The organism is Phytoactinopolyspora limicola (assembly GCF_011320225.1).
Taxonomy (GTDB): domain Bacteria; phylum Actinomycetota; class Actinomycetes; order Jiangellales; family Jiangellaceae; genus Phytoactinopolyspora; species Phytoactinopolyspora limicola.
In genome coordinates this window covers 14,559-31,837 of record NZ_JAAOEN010000011.1, presented here as the reverse complement: position 1 = coordinate 31,837, position 17,279 = coordinate 14,559, and the positions used below count along the sequence as shown (strand labels likewise).

Genomic DNA, 17,279 nt, shown 5'->3' with positions numbered 1-17,279 from the left:
TTGTGGGCTCCAGAGTGCTGGACGCGTACGACGATCAGATGCACTACGCGCCCTGAGCCGGCTGTTCGTGCATCTGATCGCTAACCGTCCACATTGTGGGACGCGATCAGGTGCACCAACGTCGCCGTCAACCGCCGTCAATACGTCGTCACCCACATCTGATCACCCCGGTAGAAACGATCAGGCGTCAAAACGGAGATCAGGTGCACAACCGGGGGGAGGGCGGCGCGGCCCCTCGGCGTGCCGATGACTGTGCCGAGGGCACAGTGGCGCGCCGGACAAGATCGTCCTTCGGCCCGGGAAACCTCTGAAAGTCAACCTCGAGGGCACGCCACCCCTCACCTCTTGTCTGTCCGGCCCACAAATCACCGATCAACCTGGTGGAGGCATTCGTGAACTCCATGACCGTCAGAGCCGAGCAAGGACCCGGCCCGCAACCGCTGCTTGCCCTCGGCCGGCTGGGGGCAACGGCGGCCGGCCTGCTCACCAAGGCGAGGAGCGCCAAAGGTTCGTCAGACCTGCTGGACCACGCCGACGTCATCGTCGGCGTGGCCGCACTCCTCGTCACATTCGCCAAGTGGCGGCGGGAACTCCGCGGCCACGAGATCAGCTAGTGCCCACTGCGGGCGCGGCAGAAAGGAACCACCATGAAGATTGACGAGATGGACTCGTCGACCCCGCTGATGTCGCAGCTTCAGGAGCAGACCGGAGCAGTCACCTTGATCAATACAGTGTTCGTGCCTCGTGAGGCCCGGGACGAGTTCTTGACGCTGTGGCAGGACGACGCGTCGTTCATGAAGGCCCAACCCGGCTTCATCTCGACCCAGCTCCACCAGGGGACCGCGGACAGCCAGATGATGGTGAACGTCGCGGTCTGGGAGTCGACCGAGGCGCTCTTCAAAGCTTTCTCGAACCCGGAGTTCCAGCAGAAGAGCGCCAAGTATCCGGACGGCATCATCGCGTACCCGCACGTCTACCAGAAGGTGGCCGTCGCCGGCGTGTGCACTGCTTAGAGCCTCAGAGCGTCAAGAGGCACTGACTGCGGCATCGTCCAATCTTGTCTCGGAGCCCTCCATCCGTCGGAGGGCTCCGGCCCATGATGCACGCGCAGGATCCGTGTGCATGGTGGAGCGGGACCGGCCACCAGCCGGCCCCGCCTGGAGACCCGGCGCCGTTCAGCCGATCCTGAACGGCGGGCGGGGTCCTGAGGCCAGACCCGCCACTCCCTGGCAAGTGCTCTTCGGGCCCGGCCGCGGGCAGCGGTCTGCGCCGAATTGTTCTTTCGATATTCGAGTTTGCGAGACTTGTCATGAGTAGTGCGCCTGTGCACTCCACCCGATTACCTTCTTTGACCGGCTATCGATTCCTGCTGGCGTCGGCTGTTCTGTTCGGCCATGTCGTCTTCGTGTCCGGGATCTTCCCCTTCGATCACCCGTGATGGAGGCCAACCGGCTGTCCATCATGCTGGCTGCCGGTGCGGTGTCGTCGTTCTTTCTGCTTAGCGGCTTCGTGCTGACTTGGACGAGGCGAGCCGATGACACCCCGCTGCGCTTCTACCGCCGCCGAATCGTCAAGATCTTTCCTAACCATGTCGTCACCCTCGTTCTGATGCTCGGGCTGCTCTGGGTGACGACTGCACCGTCACCAGCGCCCGTCCAAGAGCCGACCGCCGGCCAGGCCATGGCCAATCTGTTCCTCGTCCATACCTGGTATCCCGATCTCGGGATGGTCACCAGCGGTACCGGGGTGACCTGGTCGCTGGCATCGGAGCTCTTCTTCTACTTGCTGTTCCCCCTGATCATCGTGCCGTTGTGTGCCTTGCCGGTCCGGCGGCTATAGGCGTGTGCCCTTGCAGTTGCCGCGTTGGTTGTGACCGTGCCGGCGCTCGCGACACTGGTGACGTCCTCGGGAGAGCCGATGAGCAGCGTGTTGCCGATGTCGCTGGAGTATTGGTGGCTGATCTACTTCTTCCCGCCGGTCCGACTCCTGGAGTTCGTTCTCGGCATTTTGCTGGCCCGGATTGTGCTCACCGGTCGGTGGCCGAGCACTCAGCTGTTCTGGCCGGTGCTCGGTCTCGTCGCGGTCCTGGCCGCTGAGCCGATCATGCCCAACGGTTACCTGTGGGTGGCAGCGACGTGTGTCCCCGCAGCGGCGATCATCGCCACGATGGCCGTACGAGACCAGGAACAGCGCACCACCTGGTTGGGCCGGGCACCCTTGATGATCCGCCTGGGCGAGGCGTCCTTTGCCCTGTACGTCGTCCATATGCCGGTCATTTACGCTATCCGCCACCTCGCTGGTCCGGGACAGGTATTCGGGACGTTTCCGGCCGTGCTGCTAGCGGTGACCATGGCTATTGCGTCGGTGCTGGCTGCGGTTGTCCTGTGGCGTGTGGTCGAGGTGCCGATGATGCGCCGGTTCTCCCGTCCGCGACAGCCGGCCAATACCGAACGGGCACCGACGAGAACTGGCTAGCCCTGAACCGCCTCGCCGGGGCCCTACATCGGCCCCGGCGGGCAGCTCACATTGATCAGGTGATGAACGATGACGACCACACCGGGGACCATCGAGCCTACAGCTGCTCCCGGCCCCTTTGAAGCTGATCTTGCCGGGTTCGACCGCGTGCTGCGGCAGGCGGGCGACCGGTCCTATTGCCGAACCGAGCGGGTACCGCTGGCGGACCTGGATGGGTGGTACAGCGATCCTCTGACCGGTTGGTGGCATCACTGCAGCGGAAGGTTCTTCTCCGTGGAAGGCCTCCACGTCCGGCTCGACGCAGCACCGGCATCCACGTGGTGCCAGCCGATCGTCAATCAGCCGGAGGTCGGCATCCTCGGCATTCTGATCAAGCAGATCGACGGAGCTACCTACTGTCTGATGCAGTTCAAGGCTGAGCCGGGCAACATCGGGGGCATTCAGTTGTCACCGACGGTGCAGGCTACCCGGAGCAACTACACAGGCGTCCATGGCGGCTCGGCGGTGCCGTATCTCGACTACTTCCGTGATGCTGCTCCGTCACGGGTGCTCGCCGACGTCCGTCAATCCGAGCAGGGCGCGTGGTTCTTGCGCAAGCGCAACCGGAACATCATCGTGTCCACGGACGACGACGTGCCGGTGCACGACGGGTTCTGCTGGCTCAGCGTCGACCAGCTTTTGCGGTTGATGCGGCGACCAGACCTGGTCAACATGGACACCCGAACGGTGCTGTCGCTCCTGCCGTGGGTTGCCGCCACTACCGCAGCCGCAGTGACCCAGGACCGTCGTCCGGCCGGTCAGGACGAGGTGTGGAGCCGGGTCTTGCGGCGTGAATGTGCTCTGGCGGTCAGCCGTCACGAGGACCGCGAGATACAGAACTGGATCACCGACGTGCGAACACGCATCGACCTGGCCGCCACGCCGGCGCCGATGCGGGCCCTCACCGGATGGCAACGCGATGACGCCGGCATCCGGCACGAGACCGGTGCCTTCTTCGAGGTGATCGGAGTAGGAGTGGAATCGGCGGGCCGCGAAGTAGCGCAGTGGAGCCAGCCGATGCTGGCCACCAGGGAGGACGGTGTCGTCGCATTCCTCATCACCCGGATCGACGGAGTGTTACATGCGTTGCTTCATCTGCGGTCCGAGCCGGGGTTGACCGACGTTGCCGAGCTCGCGCCCACAGTGCAGTGCATTCCGGGCAACTACACGTTCCTGCCGGAGGCGGCAAGGCCACCGTTTCTCGACACGATCCTCAACGCTGCGCCCACGTCGATCCGCTTCGACACGACGCTTTCCGACGAGGGCGGACGGTTCTACCGGATCAGCAACCGGCACCTGATCGTCGAAACCGACACGATTCACACCCATCCGGACTACCGCTGGATGTCGGTACGGCAACTGGCCGAGTTGCTGCGGCATTCCCATTATCTCAACGTCCAGGCCCGAGGCCTCCTCGTGTGCCTGTTCAGTGTGTTGGCCGGCACCGTACCGGATGGCACTGCATCTGGCGGGTGACAGACCCGAAGGAGAACGACATGACCATTGGATGGGCTGGCCTGGCCAGCGACTCCGACCGGCCACTGATCACCGTGCTCGGCGCAACCGGCTTCGTCGGTTCGGCGGTGCTGGCTCGGCTGGCCCGCCGCGATGTCCGGCTGCGGGCCGTGGCACGCCGCGCGGCGGGGCCACCGGTATCCGCGATAGCCGACGTCGAGGTGGTGACCGCCGACCTCACCAGTCGCGAAGCGCTGACCACCGCCGTCAAAGGTTCGGATGCGATCATCCACGTGGTGCTCTGTGAGGGGGGTTGGCGTGCTGCGGAGCAGGTCGGTGGCGAGCGGGTCAACGTCGGGATCATGCGGGACCTGATCGAGGTGTGCCGCGCCGAAAGCTCAACCGTCCGGCCGCCAGTCGTCGTCTACGCAGGTGCGGCGTCGCAGGTGGGAGTCCCTTTGGGTGAGCCCCTGGACGGCACCGAAGCCGACCACCCTGCCACCATTTATGACCAGCAGAAATTGGCCGCCGAGCAGATGCTGCTCGAGGCGACCACGGCGGGCTGGGTCAGCGGTGTCAGCCTTCGGCTGCCCACGGTATTCGGCGCGGCACCCAACGGTGCCGACCGCGGTGTCGTCGCCGCGATGGTCCGCCGCGCGTTGTCCGGTGAACCCATCACGATGTGGCACGACGGAACGGTCCGGCGCGATCTTGTCGACGTAGCCGACATAGCGGCAGCCTTCGAGACGGCGCTCGAACACGCCGAACGGCTCCGCGGAGCGGCGTGGTTGCTCGGCGCCGGCCGGGGCGACCCGCTGGGGGAGGTATTCAGGACGATCGCCCGGGCGGTGGCGGACCGGACCGGGTCCGCGCCGGTGCCCGTCGTCACCGTGGATCCGCCGTCGCATGCCCCGGACACGGATTTTCGCAGCGTGACCATCGACTCGTCCGCGTTCCGTGCCGTGACCGGATGGCGGCCACGGATGTCCATACGAGACGGGATCGACCGGCTCGTCGCGGACCAGTTGTGCGGTGTGCGGTGAGCGCTCGACACGGCAGAGAGTAGGGAAGAACGTGACCACATACGTATGGGATTACCTGCTGGAATACGAGAAAGAACGGCCGGATCTCCTGGATGCCGTTGATCAAGTCTTTCGATCCGGCCGGCTCGTGCTAGCTGAGAGCGTGCGGGGGTTCGAGCGTGACTTTGCCGGGTACCATGCGCTGCCCCATTGTGTCGGCGTAGACAACGGCACCAACGCGATCACGCTGGCGCTCCAGGCCCTGGCGGTAGGGCCGGGCGACGAGGTCATCACGGTGTCGAACACCGCGGCTCCGACGGTCGTCGCGATCGACGCGGCAGGTGCTACGCCGGTGTTCGTCGACGTCCGGGATGACGACTTCCTGATGGATGTGACCCAGCTCGAGTCGGCGATCACGAGCCGGACCCGCTGCGTGCTGCCGGTGCATCTCTACGGGCAATGTGTTGACCTCGAGCCTATCCAACGGCTGTGCCAGCGGCATGGCCTGGTGCTACTGGAGGACTGCGCCCAGGCACACGGAGCGCGGCAGGACGGCCGGCTGGCTGGCACCACCGGTGACGCGGCGGCCTTCTCCTTCTATCCCACGAAGGTGCTCGGCGCCTACGGCGACGGTGGGGCGGTGCTGACGGCGCGGGACGATGTCGACGCCGCGCTGCGGCGGCTGCGCTATTACGGCATGGACACGGTGTACTACACGGTGCAGACGCCGGCCCACAACAGCCGCCTCGATGAGGTCCAAGCAGAGATCCTGCGGCGTAAACTCACCCGGCTGGATACCTACATCGATGGGCGGCAGGCGGTCGCTCGGCGCTACGCCGAGGCGCTGGGCGATACCGATCTTGTGCTGCCGCGCACCGTACCGGGCAACGAGCACGTGTACTACGTCTACGTGGTTCGGCACCCGCGCCGCGACGACATCGTCGAGCGGCTCAAGGAATACGACATTCACCTCAACATCAGCTATCCGTGGCCAGTGCACACGATGACGGGGTTCGCGCACCTCGGCTATGCCGAGGGGTCGTTGCCGGTGACCGAGCGGCTCGCCGGCGAGATCTTTTCGCTGCCGATGTACCCGTCCCTGCCGACTGAGCTGCAGGACAAGGTCATCGGCGCGGTTCGCGAGGTACTGGCGACGCTGTGACGTCGCTGCTCACTGTATGACGTCGCTCAGATGCCCGAGAGGAAACCTGCCATGAAGATACGTGAACTCGAAGTCGATGGTGCCGTGGAGTTCACCCCCGACGTCTTCCCGGACGAGCGGGGACTCTTCGTCGCACCCTTCCAAGGTGCGGCGTTCAACGGTGCAACCGGCAAGCCGGCCTTTCGAGTCGGTCAGGCCAACCACAGCCGGTCTCGTCGAGGTGTGGTGCGAGGGGTGCATTTCACCAGGACACCGCCGGGATGTGCCAAGTACGTATATTGCGCTCGCGGCACCGCGCTGGACATTGTCGTGGACCTGCGAGTCGGATCACCCACCTTCGGCAGATGGGACACCGTGCTCATGGACCAGCTCGACTTCCGGAGCATGTATTTCCCGGTTGGGGTCGGCCACGCTTTCGTCGCTCTCGAGGACGACACGGTGATGTCTTACATGATCACCGGTGGCTACGTGCCTGACAACGAATTGGCGATCTCGGTGGCCGACCCTGACCTGGCATTGCCGATTCCAACGGATATCGACGTTGTCCTGTCCGACCGTGATGAAGCCGCGATGACGTTCGCTCAGGCTCGTGAGCGCGGGTTGCTGCCCGACTACACACGGTGCCAGGAGCTTGAGAGCCGACGGAGCCGGCGATGAAGGGGATCGTCCTAGCCGGCGGTAGCGGAACCCGGTTGCGGCCGCTGACCGGCGCGCTGTCGAAACACTTGCTGCCGGTGTACGACAAGCCGATGCTCTATTACCCGTTGTCGGTGCTGATGCTGGCCGGGGTCCGCGACATCCTGATGATCACCACCCCTGAGCATGCTGGCATGTTCCGCGGGCTCCTCGGGGATGGGACGCAGCTTGGCATGCGGCTCGAGTACACCACCCAGGCCGAGCCCAACGGCATCGCCGAAGCACTACTCATCGGGGCCGACTTCACCGGGGATGACCAGGTCGCCTTGGTGCTCGGCGACAACCTGTTCCACGGGCCGCGATTCACCAAGATCCTCGACGACAGCATCAGCGAACTGGATGGCTGTGCGCTGTTCGGATACCGGGTGACCGATCCGCAGCGATACGCGGTGGGGGAGATCGACGTCGCCGGGCGTTTGCGCTCGCTTGAGGAGAAGCCGGCTCACCCTCGATCCGACCTCGCCATCACCGGGTTGTACATGTACGACAACGACGTCGTGGGCATCGCGAAGAACCTCGCTCCGTCGGCACGTGGCGAGTTGGAGATCACCGACGTGAACCGGGCCTATCTAGCCCAGGGACGGGCCCGCCTCACCGAGCTGGGCCGTGGGTTCGCCTGGCTCGACATGGGCACCCATGAGTCGTTGCTGCATGCCGGACAGTATGTCCAGCTCCTGGAACAACGGCAGGGTGTGCGGATCGCCTGTGTGGAAGAGGTCGCATTGAACAGGGGCTTCATCACCCCCGAACAATGCCGGCGGCTGGGCGCGGGCATGCCTGGAACGTACGGCGCATACGTAGAAGAGATCGCGGCTCGGCACCTCTCGGCGTCGGCTGCCTGATCGAGGAGTTCGCCATGCGAGTGTTCATTGCTGGCGGGGCCGGGTTCATCGGATCCCACTTCGTCCGCCAACTGCTCAGCGACGCATATCCAGCTTTGGGATGGGGCCCGGTGGTGGTCCTCGACAAGCTGACGTACGCCGGTAATGAGGCAAATCTGGCGGCTGTGGCAGATCACCCCAGGCTCAAGTTCGTCCGAGGGGACATCTGCGACGCGAGTCTGGTGGCGGAACTCATGCACGGCGCCAACCTTGTGGTCAATTTCGCGGCCGAGACTCACGTCGACCGGTCGATCAACGACGCCGGGGCGTTTGTGCAGACGAACGTCCTCGGCGCGCACAACTTGCTGCGCCGTGCGGTCGACGCGGGCGTGAGTCGGTTCGTGCAGGTGTCTACCGACGAGGTCTACGGTTCGATCGAGACCGGCTCCTGGCCGGAAGAGCACCCCCTGGCCCCTAACTCGCCCTATGCGGCGTCGAAAGCCGCTGCTGACCTGCTGGCTTTGTCGTTCAACCGCACACATGGCCTTGACGTGCGGATCACCCGGTGTTCCAACAACTACGGCCCGTACCAGTATCCGGAGAAGATCATCCCGCTGTTCGTCTCCAACCTCTTGGACGGTCGGCGGGTGCCGCTGTACGGCGACGGACGCAATATCCGCGACTGGGTGCACGTGGACGACCACTGCCGGGCGCTTGCGCTCGTCGCGGCGCGGGGGCGGCCCGGACACATCTACAACGTCGGCGGCGGCACCGAGCTGACCAACATCGACCTCGTGAAGCACCTCCTTGACTTGCTGGGACAGGACTGGTCGGTGGTCGAACGGGTCGCGGACCGGCAGGCACACGATCGGAGGTACTCCGTCGACACCACCAAACTCGCCGCACTCGGCTTCACGCCGCGGGTCAACTTTCGGGAAGGGCTGGCCGCGACCGTGCGGTGGTACCGGGAGAACCGCTCCTGGTGGGAGCCATTGAAGCGGTCCACTGCTGGCGTTCCCAGTCCGGTCCACGCGTAGAAAACGAACACCCGGCTGCACCTCACGGCCGCGGTCCCACCGGACCAGTGAAGTATCACCTCGACCTCGATGGAGACACCATGCGTATCCTCTTCACCACCTCGCCGACGTTCTCTCACACCACCCCGCTGATTCCCCTTGCTCAGGCAGCCCAACTAGCCGGCCACCAGGTGATTTTCGCCGGCGGTGAGATCACTAGGCGCACCGCAGGCCAGGCCGGTCTGGCGGTGCTGGACCCAGCGCCGGGCCGTGACGTGGCCGAGCCACATCGGACGTTCATGGCAGACCCGGGCAACCTCAACCTGCCACCTGAGAAGGCTGTCGGTGCGTTCGTCGGCATGCTGTCGCGGATCGGGCAGATGATGCTCCCGGGCCTGGTGGAGGCTGCCCGGGAATGGAAGGCCGACGTCGTGGTCACCCCAGCCTGGATGCCGTGGGGGATGTTGGCTGCCCGCAGCTCTGGGGCGCTCGGCGTCGTCCACGGGATCGGCTTGCGCTACCCGGTGATGCCGTGGATGGCGGAGGAACCACCCGAGGTGGTCCGGCAGTACGGCGTCACCGCGTTCCCGGATCAGCCCGACGCGGAGATCAGCCTCAGCCCGCCGTCGATCGACCAGCTCAGCCCGATCTCACCAGGAGAGGTCCCGTTCCCGGTCTTGACGATGCGTCCGTCCACCTACAACGGATCCGCGCTGGTGGAGCCTTGGGTGTTGCGTCGAGAGCGGCCAGCGCGGGTTGTGGTCACGATGGGAACCACCTCCGCCGACTATGGCTGGGCGGAGGTACTCGAAGCTGTCGTCCATGGTGCGGCTGACCTGGACACCGACGTGATTCTGGCCACCGGCGGAGTGGACGTCTCGTCGATCATCGGGCCGATCCCCGATGCGGTCCGCGTCGTTGACTTCCTCCCGCTGAACACTTTGCTGAACAGCTGCGACGCGATCGTCCACCACTCCGGCATGAGCTCGATGTTCTCCGCGTTCTGCGCGGGAGTGCCGCAGGTTGCGTTACCGCGGGCGGTAGGCGACTCACCGATCAATGCCCACGTCATGACCAGCCGTGGAACCGGAGTCGCGGTCAACCGAGCCGACGCGGATCCCGAGGCGATCAGCAAGGCTCTGCGTGAGGTGATCGAGGTCCCGTCGTACCGCGAGGCAGCGGTGGACCTGGTCGACGAGATGACGACGATGCCCACACCGCAGGACGTCGTCGCGCGGCTAGCCGAGCTGGCCGCCACCCGCGCGAGTTGAGGCGCCGAGTCCCAGACAGGAGGTGACGGCCATGGCAACGACCCGGTTGGCGACCCCCGAGGATGCAACCCGGCTGACCGAACTCATGGTGATCATGCACGACTCGATCAACGGCCCACATCCGCGCGGCCCGTGGGTGCGGGCCTGCGAGGAGGTCACCCTGGACCGGCTCACCAATGACCCGGCCTTCGTGGCGTACGTGACCGAGACACGGCACGATGGCGTGGTCGCCTTCGCCACCGGCGAGATCCGGCGCCGGTTTCCTGGACCTAAGGCCGAAGAAGCCATCTACGGCTACGGCATCACCGGCGGCACCGATCCCAACCATCGTCATCAGGGGTACTTCCGCATGTGCTGGAGCGCGGTGATCGATCACCTGGTGAGCATGGGCTGTGCGCGCATCAGCATCTTCTCCTCGGAGCAGGCGGAGAAGCTGCACCGGAAGCTCGGTTTCCGGCGCCACGAGGACTGGCCGGTGCCGATGAACCTGTACGTCGACGCGCGGGATTGAGTGCCTGCCCGCCGATGCGGAGTCGAACGGAAACGAGGTTGGTTGCTCATGAGTCGAGCGGGAGTACAAGGTCCGGAGGTAGCCGGCGCCACCGGACCGGACCGGCACGAGGCCGCGCCGGTGGTGGACCCCAGGGCGTTGCGCCAGGTATGTGGACTGTTCGTGACCGGAGTTACGGTGATCACCAGCGGTATGGGGGAGACCGCGGATGGTACGACGGTGAACTCATTCACCTCGGTTTCTCTCGATCCGCCGCTGGTGCTCTTCTGCCTGCACCGGGAATCCCGGCTCCGGCCGGTGATCCATCGCACCGGCGCCTTTGCTGTCAATTTCTTGAGCGGACCACAAGAACGGCTCGCTCGGGCGTTCGCTGCCCGCGATACGGCGGCGATCGACGAGGTACGCACCCATCCGTCCGGCACTGGAGTACCCGTTCTCAGTGATGCCCTGGCGTTTCTGTCGTGCCAGCTGGTAGACGAGGTCGAGGGGGGCGACCATGTCATCTTTCTCGGAGATGTCCTGGAACTGGGCGTCCTCCGGCAGAATCGGGAGCCGCTGATCTTCTTCAGGGGGGCTCTCGGTTCGCTTGAGGACAAACTTGCCGCCGGCCATCCGATGTGGGACGGCTGACCTGACTGGAGGTCGGCGGTTGGTGTCCAGGTCAGCTGGTCGTCGACGCGATATGGCCCAATTTGTCAGGGTTGGTGATGCTGTAGATGTCTCGGATGTGGTTGCCATCAGGTGTTAGGTCGAGCACGAGCACCGCCCACAGGGTTTCCCCGTCGTAGAGCAGGATGCTGGGATCGCCGTTGGCCTCTCGGCAGTGCATGCTCAGTCCGGCGTACGGACGCTCGGCAAAGCCGGCGATGAGCCGCGCGACCTTGTCCCGTCCTTGCACTGGGCGGCCGGCGGCGCGTCCCTTGCCGCCACCATCCGCCCACAGGGTGACCTCAGGTGCGAGGACGTCCATAAGGTCGAAGAGATCGCCGCCGAGAGCGGCGGCGATGAACCGCTCGGTGACCTTCTCCTGGGTCTCGGGCCGAGCCCGGTAACGAGGACGCCTGGCCTGGACGTGTTTGTTCGCGCGGTGGGCAAGCTGCCGAATCGCGTCGGGTTTGCGATCGAGGATGGCCGCGATCTCGGCATGGGTATAGGCGAAGGCCTCGCGTAACACGAAGACTGCTCGCTCGAGTGGGGTGAGCGTCTCCAGGACCACCAGCAACGCCATCGAGACCGACTCAGCGCGTAATGCCGGATCGGACGCGTCGGCGTCGGTTTCGGTGTCGGACAGCAGCGGCTCGGGTAACCACGGACCGACGTAGGACTCGCGTCTCCGGTTGATCACCGTCTGCTGGGCTAAGGCTTGGTTCACCGCGACTCGCACCAGGTAGGCGCGTGGATTGTCGATCTCGTGATTGTGCAGGCGGACCTGTTGACGGCTCCAGGCGAGCCACGTCTCCTGTAGGACTTCCTCGGTGTCGGCGACGCTGCCGAGAAGGTTGTACACCACCGAGAACAGCAGTCGGCGATGTTCGACGAACGTCTGCGTCGCGGTGTCGGTGCCGGCGAGGTCATCTGCGTGTTGGTGTTCGTGCTCGTCGGTCATGCGATCTCCTCACGTTCTGACCATGAGTGTGCCGAAGGTGCGGAGATCGTGACACGAGCAAAACAAATGTGACGTAAATCGCATCTGACGCGTCGAGGTATCAGACGAGAAGCAGAGATGAGTACAGGACGTCGAATCAGCGACAGACGAACGAGAACAACAACAGGGAGTGGCGAGATGTCGATGCGTAGACGGCTGGCCCGGTTCAACCGCATCGTGGGAAACCGGCTGGTCGGCCCCGCGATCGCCAGGTTGCCGGGGTTCGGCATGTTGTACCACCGGGGCCGGCGGTCGGGGCACCAATATCGGACTCCGGTCAAGGTATTCCGGAGGGGTGGGGAGTTCGTGTTCTCGCTGCCCTATGGCGCGGACGCGGACTGGGTCAAGAACGTGCTGGCGGCCGGTGAGTGTGACCTGATGACCAGGCACCGCCGGCTTCGGCTGGTCGAGCCGCGGGTGTACCAGGCCGCGCGAGAGCTGGTGATCCCGGCGCCTATCCGGCTGATCCTGCGGCAGGTCAACGCCACTGAGTATCTCGCCTTGCGATCGGCCGATGTGACGACCGGCCCACCCGTCGTCCGAGAGCACCGCCCGGCGGACGCCGGCCGCGGGGATGGACAGGGGCAGCCATGACGGTAGTGGTGATAGGCAGATCACGACGGGTTCTCGGTTCGGTCGTGCCGATCTTCGAGCAGAACGGTTTTCCAGCTGTCGGCGTGACGACGCTGGCCGAGGCGCGCCCGATTCTCGCCAAAGGAATGGCGACGGCGCTGGTCATCGGTGCCGGGGTGGACTGGATCACTCGGTTGAGGCTGCGGGGCGCGGCGCAGCTGCACGGGGTCCGAGTCATCCAGGCCACCCCAGGGCGGCACACGCCCGAGACCTACGTACGAGAGGAGGTCATCCCTCGGCTTCGTCGAGCCGGCGACGATCTCTAACGAGCAGCCGACATAACCACCGGCGTCCGACAGCGGTATACACACTATTCAAGAGAAAGCGGGAAGCAGAATGATCGAGATCAAGGGTTTGGATCCGTCCGCTCCGTTCGAGACTCAGCTCCAACAAACGACGGGACCAGTTGTCCTCGTCAATATGTTCCGGGTACCCGAGGGTGCGATGGACGAGGCAATGACCAAGTGGCAGGAAGATGCCGAGTTCATGCGAGACCAGCCCGGCTACATTTCGGCTCAACTGCATCGGGGTACCGGCGACAGCCAGCTGATGGCCAACATAGCGGTCTGGGAGTCGACCGAAGCGTTGGTCAAGGCGTTCTCCGACCCCGAGTTCCAGGCCAAACACGACCGCTGGCCGGAAGGAACCGTCGTGTACCCGCATCTGTTCGAGAAGGTCGCGGTCAGCGGCGTCTGCGTGGCGTGAGGGCGGACCAGCGAGCAACTCATGCGACAGCGGATCGCTCGATCCGGCCCCTGACCGTAGCCGACATACCCCGTTGCCGGGCGCCGTGCGCGGCGTCCGGCAACGGCATCCAACAACGAAGGGCTGGCACTGATGCCATCGGTGACGACGAGTGTGGAATCGCCGGAGTGGGTTCTGTGCGCCAACTGCCGGGCGATCATCTATGGGAAACGGTGGGTCATGTCGCACCGGGTCTGTCCGGAATGCGAACATCACGCCATGGTCGACGGTTGGACCCGGCTGAAACAGCTGGCCGACCCCGGAAGTATCCACTCCCTCATCGCTCCAGTCACGCAGAGTCCGGATGTGCTGAGTTTTGTGGACACGATTCCCTATGGCGAGCGGCTGGCTGCGGCCCGCGCGAAAACCGGCCTGGACGGGACGGTGCTGAGCGCGCAGGTCTCCATCAAGGGCTATGAAGCGGTGCTGGCCGTGATGGACTTCCGCTTCCTGGGTGGCAGTCTCGGTGCGGTGGCCGGCGACATGATGGTCAACGCTGTGGACCGGGCTATCGACCAGCGCCTCCCCTTGGTTGTGGTTACGGCGTCGGGCGGAGCGCGGATGCAGGAAGGCGCCATCGCACTGATGCAGATGGCCCGCACCAGTGCGGCTTGGGCGAGGATGGACGAAGCCGGACTGTTGACGATCTCGGTTGTCACTGACCCCACCTACGGCGGCGTGGCCGCATCTTTCGCCACCCTGTCGGACATAATCATCGGTGAGAAAGGCGCACGGCTGGGTTTTGCTGGCCGGCGAGTCATCGAGCAGACCATCAACAAGGAGCTTCCGCGCGACTTTCAGACCGTGGAGTTCCTGTGTGATCGTGGTTTCGTCGACATGGTCGTGTCGCGGGGTTCACTACGAGATGAGCTGGCCGCCCTGCTACGCGCCTCGAAGCGTGGCACCAAGGCCGATGCCCCCGACCCGGAGGTGGACCCCACCGCCGACCTCACGGTACGCGATCCGGGGATGTTGCCCGATGCGGAACCCTGGCAACAGGTACGGATGGCACGTCAGCTCGACCGGCCCACCGTGCGGGACTACGCGGCGTTGGTCTTCGACGATTTTCGGGAGCTTCATGGTGACCGAGTCTCTGGGGAGTGCCCCGCCATGGTGGCCGGGCTGGCCTGGCTGGCCGGGCAGCCTGTAGCGCTGATCGGTCAGCAGAAGGGCCACACGTTGACCGAGCTGTCTGAGCACAACTTCGGCATGCCCGCTCCTTCGGGTTACCGGAAAGCGGCTCGGGTGATGCGCCTGGCAGCCAAGCTTGGCCTGCCCATCGTCACCCTCGTGGACACCCCGGGGGCCTATCCGGGGGAACAGGCCGAGGAGCAGGGACAGGCGATCGCCATTGCCGAGAACCTGCGGCTGATGATGTCACTACCGGTGCCGGTGGTCAGCGTCGTGACCGGTGAAGGTGGCAGCGGTGGCGCTCTGGGCATCGCCGTGGCCAATCGAGTTCTCATCTGGGAGCATGCGATCTACTCGGTGATCAGCCCGGAGGGTTGTGCCTCCATTCTCTGGAGAGACGCCAAGCAGAGTTCGGTGGCCGCGGCCGCCCTCAGGCTCGGGTCGCGTGATCTTTTGCGACTGCGCATCGTCGACGGAGTGCTGCCCGAGCCGGCCGGTGGTGTAGGCGACGATCCCGTTCTAGCCGCTGCTCGTCTTCGACGCGCCCTCTGCTCCAGCCTTGCCGAGCTGGCCAGCCTGGGGGCCAGCCGTCTGAGGGATGAGCGTCGCCGGCGGTTCAGCCGCTTCGGTGGCGTGGCCGAGATGGCGACGTCCTACAGATCAGTCGATTGCGAGGTGCGCGATGAGAAAGCGTCATGACGAATCTGCCTCTGCTGGTTCCGGCTCGGCGAGTGGCGCGGACGCGGACACCGGCGTTGACCGGATTGTGACGGCAGTGCGGCAGGCGACACTTGACCTCTTGGCCGCCCTGACCGAACGTCCCGATCGGCTCAGTGTGCGCACCGATCACGTCGCCATCGAACTCGACTGGCGGACCGTTCCGGCGCACGCGAGCGCCGTGCCGACCGGTGTTGGTCCGGCCCGAGTGGAGGCGGAGCCGGAGGGGAGCGACGAGCTTGCGGTCGGACCAGCGTCACATTACGTCCGCGCGCCAACCGTCGGTACGTTCTACCGGGCGCCTGAACCCGGGTCGCCGCCGTTCGTTTCGCCCGGCGACACCGTGACGGTCGGACAGCAGGTCGGCATCATCGAGGTGATGAAGCTGATGGTGCCGGTCGAGGCTGACCGTGCGGGCCAGGTCGCAGAGGTGCTCGTCGCCGACGGTAGTGGGGTCGAGCACAATCAGCGGCTCATCGTTCTCGCCCCATGAGCGACGGATGAGATGGGCCTCGGAGCAGGGGAGCACCGGTGTTGAAGAGAGTCTTGATCGCTAATCGGGGCGAGATCGCCCTGCGTATTGTCCGCGCATGTCATGACGCTGGGATCGAAGCGATCGTGGCGCATTCCAGCCGCGACCGCGACTCCGCAGCGGTCCGGCTGTGTGACCAGGCGGTGCAGATCGGGCCGGCAGCTTCGATGCGTAGCTATCTCAACGCCGCGGCGGTGCTTGAAGCGGCTGCCCAGACCGGCGCTGACGCGATCCACCCGGGATATGGGTTTCTGTCGGAGAACGTCGACTTCGCCGAGGCATGTACTGCCGCTGGATTCATTTTCGTCGGGCCGCCCGCGGCCACCATGGAGCTATTGGGCAGCAAGCTGCCAGCCCGGGCAGCCATGGCCGAAGCCGGTGTCCCGTTGCTTCCGGGCAGCGCGCGGGTTATGGATCCCGCGGATGCTCTCGAGCTGGCTCGCGAGATCGGCTTCCCAGTGATCGTCAAAGCCTCGGCCGGTGGTGGCGGCCTGGGCATGCGGGTGATTCATGGGCCGGAGCGGTTCGTGGATGACTACCTGGCGACCAGTGCGACGGCTGGCATGCTTTTCGGTGACCGTCGGGTTTACGTGGAGAAGTATCTCGAGCGGGCCCGCCATGTAGAGGTCCAGGTGCTGCGAGATCGACACGGCAACGCCGTGCACCTGGGCACTCGTGACTGCAGCCTGCAGCGGCGACACCAGAAGCTGGTGGAGGAGTCACCGGCCCCAGGGTTGAGTTCCGCGCTGCTCGAGGAGATGGGGCAAGCGGCCCTGCGTGGTGCTGCCCACGCCGGCTATGAGGGCGCTGGTACGTTCGAATTCCTTGTCGACGACGCCGGCAGGTACTACTTCCTTGAGGTCAACTGTCGTATCCAGGTCGAGCACCCGGTGACCGAGATGGTCACCGGGATTGACCTTGTTCAGGAGCAATTGCGGATCGCCGCAGGGGAGCCTCTGTCTATCCGCAGTCAGGATGTGCGTCCTCTGGGGGTGGCCATTGAATGCCGGATCAATGCCGAGGATCCGGCCCGAGATTTCGCACCGGCGCCCGGCACGATAGCGGAGTTCATCCCGGCCGCAGGCCCATTCGTCCGGGTGGACACCCACGTTGGCCCAGGTGACGTCATACCACCGGAGTACGATTCGTTGCTCGCCAAACTCATCGTCTGGGCACCTGATCGGGAGGGTGCGATCACCAGGATGGGGCGAGCTCTCGGTGAGTTTCGGGTGACTGGTCCGCAGATCCGCACCACCCAGCAGTTCCTCCTTGAACTCATCAATCACCCTCAGTTCCGTTCCGCGTCTCACTGCACAGCGTTGGTAGAACACCTTGTGGTGGGGCACCCGGCTGGGCAACAGTGACCGAGAGCCGGGGCCCATGACCTCCTCGAATGTGATGTAGCTGTC

The 17,279-nt window shown here is 65.0% G+C and carries 18 protein-coding genes and 1 pseudogene; 18 read left to right on the top strand and 1 reads right to left on the bottom strand.

Features of this window, described 5'->3' with window-relative positions; all coding sequences use genetic code 11:
• Positions 1 to 392 precede the first annotated feature (392 nt).
• From G8760_RS21500 to G8760_RS21440, 12 genes and pseudogenes are all read left to right on the top strand, one after another.
• Positions 393 to 614, top strand: coding sequence for a hypothetical protein (locus G8760_RS21500; protein WP_166354888.1), 222 nt, complete (start codon positions 393 to 395; stop codon positions 612 to 614).
• A gap of 33 nt (positions 615 to 647) precedes the next feature.
• Positions 648 to 1,013, top strand: a complete 366-nt coding sequence (locus G8760_RS21495) for an antibiotic biosynthesis monooxygenase family protein (RefSeq protein ID WP_166354887.1) — start codon at positions 648 to 650, stop codon at positions 1,011 to 1,013.
• 424 nt (positions 1,014 to 1,437) lie between these two features.
• Positions 1,438 to 2,475, top strand: a pseudogene (locus tag G8760_RS30350) (acyltransferase family protein).
• A 69-nt stretch (positions 2,476 to 2,544) separates the two neighbouring features.
• Entirely contained in the window at positions 2,545 to 3,990 is a 1,446-nt protein-coding gene (locus G8760_RS21480) for an NDP-hexose 2,3-dehydratase family protein (protein WP_166354884.1), read from the top strand.
• A 20-nt stretch (positions 3,991 to 4,010) separates the two neighbouring features.
• Entirely contained in the window at positions 4,011 to 5,012 is a 1,002-nt protein-coding gene (locus G8760_RS21475; RefSeq protein WP_166354883.1) for an NAD-dependent epimerase/dehydratase family protein, read from the top strand.
• Between the two features lie 31 nt (positions 5,013 to 5,043).
• The gene (locus G8760_RS21470) at positions 5,044 to 6,153 is read left to right on the top strand and encodes a DegT/DnrJ/EryC1/StrS family aminotransferase (RefSeq protein WP_166354882.1); all 1,110 of its coding nucleotides are present in this window, start codon (positions 5,044 to 5,046) and stop codon (positions 6,151 to 6,153) included.
• Positions 6,154 to 6,204: 51 nt separating this feature from the next.
• On the top strand, positions 6,205 to 6,810 hold the full coding sequence (locus G8760_RS21465) for a dTDP-4-dehydrorhamnose 3,5-epimerase family protein (protein ID WP_166354881.1): 606 nt from the start codon (positions 6,205 to 6,207) through the stop codon (positions 6,808 to 6,810).
• Positions 6,807 to 7,691: a glucose-1-phosphate thymidylyltransferase RfbA gene (gene rfbA / locus G8760_RS21460; protein WP_166354880.1), complete on the top strand. Its 885-nt coding sequence runs from the start codon at positions 6,807 to 6,809 to the stop codon at positions 7,689 to 7,691. Before G8760_RS21465 ends, rfbA begins: the two co-directional genes overlap by 4 nt.
• A gap of 14 nt (positions 7,692 to 7,705) precedes the next feature.
• Complete coding sequence (gene rfbB / locus G8760_RS21455) at positions 7,706 to 8,707, top strand: dTDP-glucose 4,6-dehydratase (RefSeq protein ID WP_166354879.1); 1,002 nt, start codon at positions 7,706 to 7,708, stop codon at positions 8,705 to 8,707.
• 80 nt (positions 8,708 to 8,787) lie between these two features.
• Positions 8,788 to 9,957 (top strand): glycosyltransferase, encoded by a 1,170-nt coding sequence (locus G8760_RS21450; RefSeq protein ID WP_166354878.1) that lies wholly within the window; start codon positions 8,788 to 8,790, stop codon positions 9,955 to 9,957.
• A 31-nt stretch (positions 9,958 to 9,988) separates the two neighbouring features.
• A complete protein-coding gene (locus G8760_RS21445) occupies positions 9,989 to 10,468 on the top strand; it encodes a GNAT family N-acetyltransferase (RefSeq protein ID WP_166354877.1) in 480 nt (159 codons plus the stop codon).
• A gap of 48 nt (positions 10,469 to 10,516) precedes the next feature.
• Positions 10,517 to 11,098, top strand: coding sequence for a flavin reductase family protein (locus G8760_RS21440; protein ID WP_207782586.1), 582 nt, complete (start codon positions 10,517 to 10,519; stop codon positions 11,096 to 11,098).
• 31 nt (positions 11,099 to 11,129) lie between these two features.
• On the opposite strand, the gene sigJ is transcribed toward G8760_RS21440, so the two are convergent.
• Positions 11,130 to 12,074, bottom strand: a complete 945-nt coding sequence (sigJ, locus tag G8760_RS21435; RefSeq protein ID WP_166354876.1) for an RNA polymerase sigma factor SigJ — start codon at positions 12,072 to 12,074, stop codon at positions 11,130 to 11,132.
• 177 nt (positions 12,075 to 12,251) lie between these two features.
• Between sigJ and G8760_RS21430 the strand changes: the two genes are divergently transcribed.
• The 6 genes from G8760_RS21430 (at position 12,252) to G8760_RS21405 (ending at position 17,234) form a co-directional block, all read left to right on the top strand.
• Complete coding sequence (locus G8760_RS21430) at positions 12,252 to 12,707, top strand: nitroreductase family deazaflavin-dependent oxidoreductase (RefSeq protein ID WP_166354875.1); 456 nt, start codon at positions 12,252 to 12,254, stop codon at positions 12,705 to 12,707.
• Positions 12,704 to 13,012, top strand: coding sequence for a hypothetical protein (locus G8760_RS21425; protein WP_166354874.1), 309 nt, complete (start codon positions 12,704 to 12,706; stop codon positions 13,010 to 13,012). The genes G8760_RS21430 and G8760_RS21425 overlap by 4 nt, the downstream gene beginning before the upstream one ends.
• Positions 13,013 to 13,082: 70 nt before the next feature.
• Entirely contained in the window at positions 13,083 to 13,451 is a 369-nt protein-coding gene (locus G8760_RS21420; RefSeq protein WP_166354873.1) for an antibiotic biosynthesis monooxygenase family protein, read from the top strand.
• 258 nt (positions 13,452 to 13,709) lie between these two features.
• The gene (accA, locus tag G8760_RS21415; protein ID WP_207782585.1) at positions 13,710 to 15,320 is read left to right on the top strand and encodes an acetyl-CoA carboxylase carboxyltransferase subunit alpha/beta; all 1,611 of its coding nucleotides are present in this window, start codon (positions 13,710 to 13,712) and stop codon (positions 15,318 to 15,320) included.
• A complete protein-coding gene (locus tag G8760_RS21410; RefSeq protein WP_207782584.1) occupies positions 15,304 to 15,831 on the top strand; it encodes an acetyl-CoA carboxylase biotin carboxyl carrier protein in 528 nt (175 codons plus the stop codon). The genes accA and G8760_RS21410 overlap by 17 nt, the downstream gene beginning before the upstream one ends.
• A 38-nt stretch (positions 15,832 to 15,869) precedes the next feature.
• Complete coding sequence (locus G8760_RS21405; protein ID WP_166354870.1) at positions 15,870 to 17,234, top strand: acetyl-CoA carboxylase biotin carboxylase subunit; 1,365 nt, start codon at positions 15,870 to 15,872, stop codon at positions 17,232 to 17,234.
• The last annotated feature ends 45 nt before the right edge of the window (positions 17,235 to 17,279 follow it).

Bases quoted from the DNA above. Each gene is read 5' to 3' on its own strand.
- G8760_RS21480 (WP_166354884.1), top strand. From the start codon at position 2,545: ATGACGACCACACCGGGGACCATCGAGCCTACAGCTGCTCCCGGCCCC.
- accA (WP_207782585.1), top strand. From the start codon at position 13,710: ATGGTCGACGGTTGGACCCGGCTGAAACAGCTGGCCGACCCCGGAAGT.
- G8760_RS21410 (WP_207782584.1), top strand. From the start codon at position 15,304: ATGAGAAAGCGTCATGACGAATCTGCCTCTGCTGGTTCCGGCTCGGCG.
- G8760_RS21450 (WP_166354878.1), top strand. From the start codon at position 8,788: ATGCGTATCCTCTTCACCACCTCGCCGACGTTCTCTCACACCACCCCG.
- G8760_RS21420 (WP_166354873.1), top strand. From the start codon at position 13,083: ATGATCGAGATCAAGGGTTTGGATCCGTCCGCTCCGTTCGAGACTCAG.
- sigJ (WP_166354876.1), bottom strand. From the start codon at position 12,074: ATGACCGACGAGCACGAACACCAACACGCAGATGACCTCGCCGGCACC.
- G8760_RS21475 (WP_166354883.1), top strand. From the start codon at position 4,011: ATGACCATTGGATGGGCTGGCCTGGCCAGCGACTCCGACCGGCCACTG.
- rfbA (WP_166354880.1), top strand. From the start codon at position 6,807: ATGAAGGGGATCGTCCTAGCCGGCGGTAGCGGAACCCGGTTGCGGCCG.
- G8760_RS21465 (WP_166354881.1), top strand. From the start codon at position 6,205: ATGAAGATACGTGAACTCGAAGTCGATGGTGCCGTGGAGTTCACCCCC.
- G8760_RS21425 (WP_166354874.1), top strand. From the start codon at position 12,704: ATGACGGTAGTGGTGATAGGCAGATCACGACGGGTTCTCGGTTCGGTC.
- rfbB (WP_166354879.1), top strand. From the start codon at position 7,706: ATGCGAGTGTTCATTGCTGGCGGGGCCGGGTTCATCGGATCCCACTTC.
- G8760_RS21495 (WP_166354887.1), top strand. From the start codon at position 648: ATGAAGATTGACGAGATGGACTCGTCGACCCCGCTGATGTCGCAGCTT.
- G8760_RS21440 (WP_207782586.1), top strand. From the start codon at position 10,517: ATGAGTCGAGCGGGAGTACAAGGTCCGGAGGTAGCCGGCGCCACCGGA.
- G8760_RS21445 (WP_166354877.1), top strand. From the start codon at position 9,989: ATGGCAACGACCCGGTTGGCGACCCCCGAGGATGCAACCCGGCTGACC.
- G8760_RS21430 (WP_166354875.1), top strand. From the start codon at position 12,252: ATGTCGATGCGTAGACGGCTGGCCCGGTTCAACCGCATCGTGGGAAAC.